Origin of the sequence: uncultured Corynebacterium sp., assembly GCF_945649885.1 — a bacterium.
In the GTDB taxonomy this organism is placed as follows: domain Bacteria; phylum Actinomycetota; class Actinomycetes; order Mycobacteriales; family Mycobacteriaceae; genus Corynebacterium.
This window is the reverse complement of the sequence record NZ_CALZFS010000158.1, coordinates 1-4,925: the sequence shown is the minus strand read 5'-3', so window position 1 is coordinate 4,925 and position 4,925 is coordinate 1. Positions and strand designations below refer to the sequence as shown.

4 protein-coding genes and 1 pseudogene are annotated in these 4,925 nt (G+C 60.8%); 3 read left to right on the top strand and 2 right to left on the bottom strand.

Annotation, left to right across the window (positions count from 1 at the left end; genetic code table 11):
- Together Q0M74_RS12900 and Q0M74_RS12895 are read right to left on the bottom strand one after the other, a co-directional pair.
- Positions 1-658 (bottom strand): LacI family DNA-binding transcriptional regulator (locus tag Q0M74_RS12900; RefSeq protein ID WP_293955101.1); only part of this gene is annotated, 658 nt, incomplete at its 3' end.
- 43 nt (positions 659-701) lie between these two features.
- Positions 702-1,646, bottom strand: a complete 945-nt coding sequence (locus Q0M74_RS12895; protein WP_293955099.1) for an aldose 1-epimerase family protein — start codon at positions 1,644-1,646, stop codon at positions 702-704.
- 242 nt (positions 1,647-1,888) lie between these two features.
- Here Q0M74_RS12895 and Q0M74_RS12890 point away from each other — a divergent pair, with 242 nt between their 5' ends.
- The 3 genes and pseudogenes from Q0M74_RS12890 to Q0M74_RS12880 all read left to right on the top strand — a co-directional run.
- Positions 1,889-3,553: a xylulokinase gene (locus Q0M74_RS12890; protein ID WP_293955097.1), complete on the top strand. Its 1,665-nt coding sequence runs from the start codon at positions 1,889-1,891 to the stop codon at positions 3,551-3,553.
- 51 nt (positions 3,554-3,604) lie between these two features.
- The gene (locus Q0M74_RS12885; RefSeq protein WP_293955095.1) at positions 3,605-4,327 is read left to right on the top strand and encodes an L-ribulose-5-phosphate 4-epimerase; all 723 of its coding nucleotides are present in this window, start codon (positions 3,605-3,607) and stop codon (positions 4,325-4,327) included.
- Between the two features lie 50 nt (positions 4,328-4,377).
- Positions 4,378-4,925, top strand: a pseudogene (locus Q0M74_RS12880) (L-arabinose isomerase); the annotation flags it as partial.

Below are 4,925 nucleotides of genomic sequence, written 5' to 3'. Positions count from 1 at the left end.
TTCCCCGCCGGTAGCATGCGGTGAGCGCTCCCGAAAGACGTTGCTGGGCATCTACCCAGTCCCGCGGTCCTGCAAGGATGATCACCTTCTTGTGTCCCAGCGCGGACAGGTGCTCGATCGCCATCTCCGCACCATGGGACTGATTTACGCTCATGCAGGTCAGGGTGCCGATATCATTGGGTCGGGGGCCGACCACGATCAGGGGGATGTCGATCTTGAGGGTGCTGGTGTAACGCACCCACATCTCCTGATTGGCGATGATGATCAGCGCATCAACAGCCCTTTCCAGGCATTCATTGACAGCGGCATCGAGGTTCTTCCTGTCGGTGTCCTTCACCGTGGCAATCAGGGTCATGTACCCGTGTTCGCGCGCGGCATCCTCGATGGCGGCCAGTGTGCTGGTGGGTCCATAGAGGAAGGAGCCCACGGTGATGACGCCGACCAGGCGTGATTCATTGGTCACCAGTGCGCGTGCGGCGGTGTTGCGTCGGTAACCCAGCTCCTTGATGGCGGCCTGGACTTTTTCACGGGTTGCGGGACGAACACCTTCAAAGTTGTTCACCACGCGGGAGACGGTCTGATGTGAAACCCCTGCCAGGGACGCCACCTCTGCCAGTGTTGGGCGACGGGGTGGGTGGTGCGGCCCGGAACGATCCATTATTTCCTTTCCTGGTGGAATCTGGGTGGATGTGGCGAGTTTCTCACAGCGCTCTGATGCTCCATTCTGCCCTGTGTGCTTCGCCCGTACCTAGATTTATCAACCCCTGTTTATTGTTGAAGGCATCGGGTGCGCAGGTCATGGCCTCCACGGCGATGCCGGTGCGGTGGATTTCCGGTATTTCCAGGTCTGAGGTGAATGCCTGGACCCAGGGCATGAGTGTGGCGTCCCAGCTCAGGGCAACGCCCACGCCGGAGGGGTTGACTACCGTGACCTGTGCTTTGTTTCCCTCCTGTGGGAGCAGGGCGGTGTAGGCGTGGTCGATTCTGGTGGTGTTGACTGTGCGTGGGTTGCGGAAGTCCAGTTCACCGTCCAGGAAGTCCTCCACCAGGTGCTGCGCCTTGGGTAGGAGGCGCTCGGGGGTGGATTCCATTACCTGACCGGCGGGGATGTGGAGGGTCCAGTCATCGGCGGTGCCGGTTCCCGCGGAGAGGTACGGGTGGGTGCCCACACCGTAGGGTGCATTGCCCTGTCCGCAGTTTCTTGCTTCAACGGACCAGGACAGGCCATCGTCGGAGAGCCTGTAGGTGGTGAGTAGTTCCAGGTGCCAGGGGTATCCGGGCTGGGGTACCAGGGTGGCACCCAGGGTGACCGATGAGCTTGTTTTTTCGCGGGTGCTCCAGTTGAGCCAGGCGGTCAGTCCATGTAGAGCGTTGCCACGTTCCGGTTCGGACAGCGGAAGCTGGTGGCCCTGTCCTTCATGGGTGAAGTGGCCATCTGTCAGGCGGTTCGGCCAGGGGGCGAGTACTGCGCCGTGGAAGCAGGGGCGGATCTCATCGGCTTTGAAGGGGGCGATGAGGTTTCGCTGTCCGAACTTCAAACTGCGTAGCGACGCCCCGACTGAGGCGATCTCCGCAGTGTAGGTGCCGTGGGTCAGGCGGTGCTGCGTCCCGCTCATCGGTAGTGGTGGACGGGGTGTGGTGTGCATGTCAGCAGACCTTTCTGGCAGGGGGGATGGGCTGGAACCGGACTGCCATCGCGGGTGTGAAGTGGGATTGCTCCTTGACAGTTCACGCTTTGGGGGTAAAAATGGCACTCAGGTAATAATGTTAGCGATAACAACAAGGAAATCCGAGCCCCAGTTGATGTGACTGCTGGCCGGGCATTCATCTCAGCATCGAGCCATCCCGCCCCGGTGGGGTGCTGCCCCTCAAGGAAAAGGAGTTTCACATGCAGGAGAATCCCATGGATCCCCGGTCCATCTCATGGACGACCCATGCAGCAGAGATCATTTCAGCTGGACATGCCACCATTGGTATTGAACTGGGATCAACCCGAATTAAGGCATGTCTGACGCTTCCAGATGGCACTCCTGCCGCCACTGGCTCCCATGAATGGCAGAATTCCCTGGTTGAGGGGCACTGGAGCTATGCGCTTGCTGACGTCTGGATAGGCCTCCAGGACTGTCTCAAAGATCTGATCGCTAATATCCACACGAAGTTCGGAGTTCGCCCCCGGAGCTTTAAATCCATGGGCATCTCAGCGATGATGCACGGCTACTTGGCCTTTGATGATTCAGACACCCAGCTGGTGCCTTTCCGCACCTGGCGTGACACCTACACCGGTGAAGCCTCCGAGATCCTCACCGAGAACTTCGGTGTGAACATCCCCCTGCGCTGGTCCGTTGCCCACTACTTCCAGGCACTGCTGGACAAGGAGGAGCACGTCGGTGAGGTCGCCTTCCTCACCACCCTGGCTGGTTATGTCCACTGGAAGCTCACCGGTGAGAAGGTCCTGGGTGTCGGTGACGCCGCAGGTGTCTTCCCGATTGACTCCACCATCGCCGATTATGACCAGACCATGCTGGACACCTTCGATGAACTCGCCCAGTCTCGCGCCAAGGTGCCTACTGCGGGCAAGCCACTGAAGAGCCTGCTCCCGCAGGTCCGCAACGCCGGTGACACTGCCGGAAAACTCACCGTGGAAGGCGCCCGCCTGCTGGATCCCACCGGTGCACTCAAGCCGGGTATCCCACTGTGCCCACCGGAAGGCGATGCCGGAACCGGCATGGTCGCCACCAACTCCATCCGTCCCCGCACCGGCAATGTCAGCGTCGGCACCAGCATCTTCGCGATGATCGTGCTGGAGGACACTGTCCCCAACCACACCGAGGTGGATCCGGTGACCACCCCGGATGGCCGCCCGGTGGCGATGGTGCACTGCAACAACGGTGCCCAGGAGCTGTCCACCTGGATTGAACTGTTCAGTGAAGTCGCCCTGGCCTTTGGCAAGTTCAAGATCACCAGCATGGATGAGGTCTATGCAGCCATACTCACCGAAGCCCTCCACGGTGAGGCTGATGGTGGCGGACTGCTCACCTACAACTTCGTCTCCGGGGAGCCGATCGCAGGACTGGCCGATGGTCGCCCACTGCTGGCCCGCACCCCAGAAGCCAACCTGACCCTGGCGAACTTCATGCGCGCCCAGCTGTACTCGGCATTCGCCACCCTGGCCATGGGAATGCAGATCCTCGAGGACGACGGCGTGGAAGTTGATGAACTCTACGCCCACGGTGGTCTCTTCCGCACCGCCGGAGTTGCCCAGCGCATGCTGGCCGCAGCACTCAACACTCCGATCGGCCTGGCGGAAAGTGCCAGCGAAGGCGGCGCTTGGGGTATTGCACTCCTCGCCCTCTACATGGACGCCTGCGAGGAGAACAAGGAGGAAACCCTTGATCACTTCCTCACCGAGAGCATCTTCGCCGGTACCACCGTGGAACCCAAGCAGCCGGAACCCCGCGACGTCGCAGGCTTTGCCACCTACCTGGAGTCCTTCAAGCGGGGACTGGTGCTCGAACATTCCGCGGTGGGCGCGCTGCCTGTCGCCAAGCACTAAAGCTCCCCGACACCAACAACCTTTCAGATATTCAAGAGACGGAGAATCCTCATGACCACAACAACCAGGCAACTGACCGACTACCCGGCAGCGGTGCAGGAGAAGGTCGCCACGACCCGCCAGATCGTATCCGACCTGCATGCTGAACTGCCCCGGTGGGGACTGGTCGTGTGGACCGCCGGCAACGTCTCCCAGCGCGTGGTGGTTGATGAAGCAGCAGGCCCCAGCGTTGCCGACCTGTTTGTGATCAAGCCATCCGGCGTCTCCTATGACGAGCTCACCCCGGAATCCATGGTGGTCTGCGACACCGAGGGGCAGATGATCGACGGCGACCGTTCCCCATCCTCTGATACCGCGGCACACGCCTATGTGTACAAGCACATGGATCACGTGGGTGGCATCGTGCACACCCACTCCACCTACGCCTGCGCGTGGTCCTCACTGGGGGAGGAGGTGCCCTGCACCCTCACCATGATGGCTGATGAGTTCGGCGGACCCATCCCGATCGGCCCGTTCGCCATCATCGGTGATGACTCCATCGGCCGCGGCATCGTGGACACCCTCAAGGATTCCCGTTCCCCGGCAGTACTGATGAAGAACCACGGTCCATTCACCATCGGCAAGGACGGCAAGGCGGCCGTCAAGGCCGCCGTCATGGTGGAGGAAGTCTCCAAGGCCGCACACCTGGCCCGCACCATCGGTGAACCCACCCTGGTTCCTGAAGAAGCTGTCGATTCACTCTTCGACCGCTACCAGAACGTCTACGGAAAATAAGCCACCCCCGGCTTCCTGAACACCCCTCCATTAATAAGGAATAGATCATCATGATGAAGAACCCATTCGACGGCAAGGAAATCTGGTTCCTCACCGGAAGTCAGCACCTCTACGGTGAGGAGACCCTCCGCGAGGTTGCCGAGCAGTCACAGTCCGTGGTGGATAACATCAACGCCTCCTCCGACATCCCCGTCAAGGTTGTGTGGCGCGAAACCCTGACTGATTCCAACGCCATCCTGGATGCCATGGTAGAAGCCAGTGCCAACAAGAATGTCGTCGGTGTCATCGCCTGGATGCACACCTTCTCACCAGCCAAGATGTGGATCCGCGGCCTTGATGCGCTGCGCAAGCCACTGCTGCACCTGCATACCCAGGCCAATGAGCAGCTCCCATGGTCCTCCATCGACATGGACTTCATGAACCTCAACCAGGCAGCCCACGGCGACCGCGAATTCGGCTACATCCTCACCCGCATGGGCATCCCACGCGTCAGCGTCGTGGGCCACACCTCCGAACAGCGTGTCACCGGCCGCATCGGCACCTGGGCACGCGCCGCCGTCGGCTGGAATGAATCACAGAACCTCAAGATGGTCCGCTT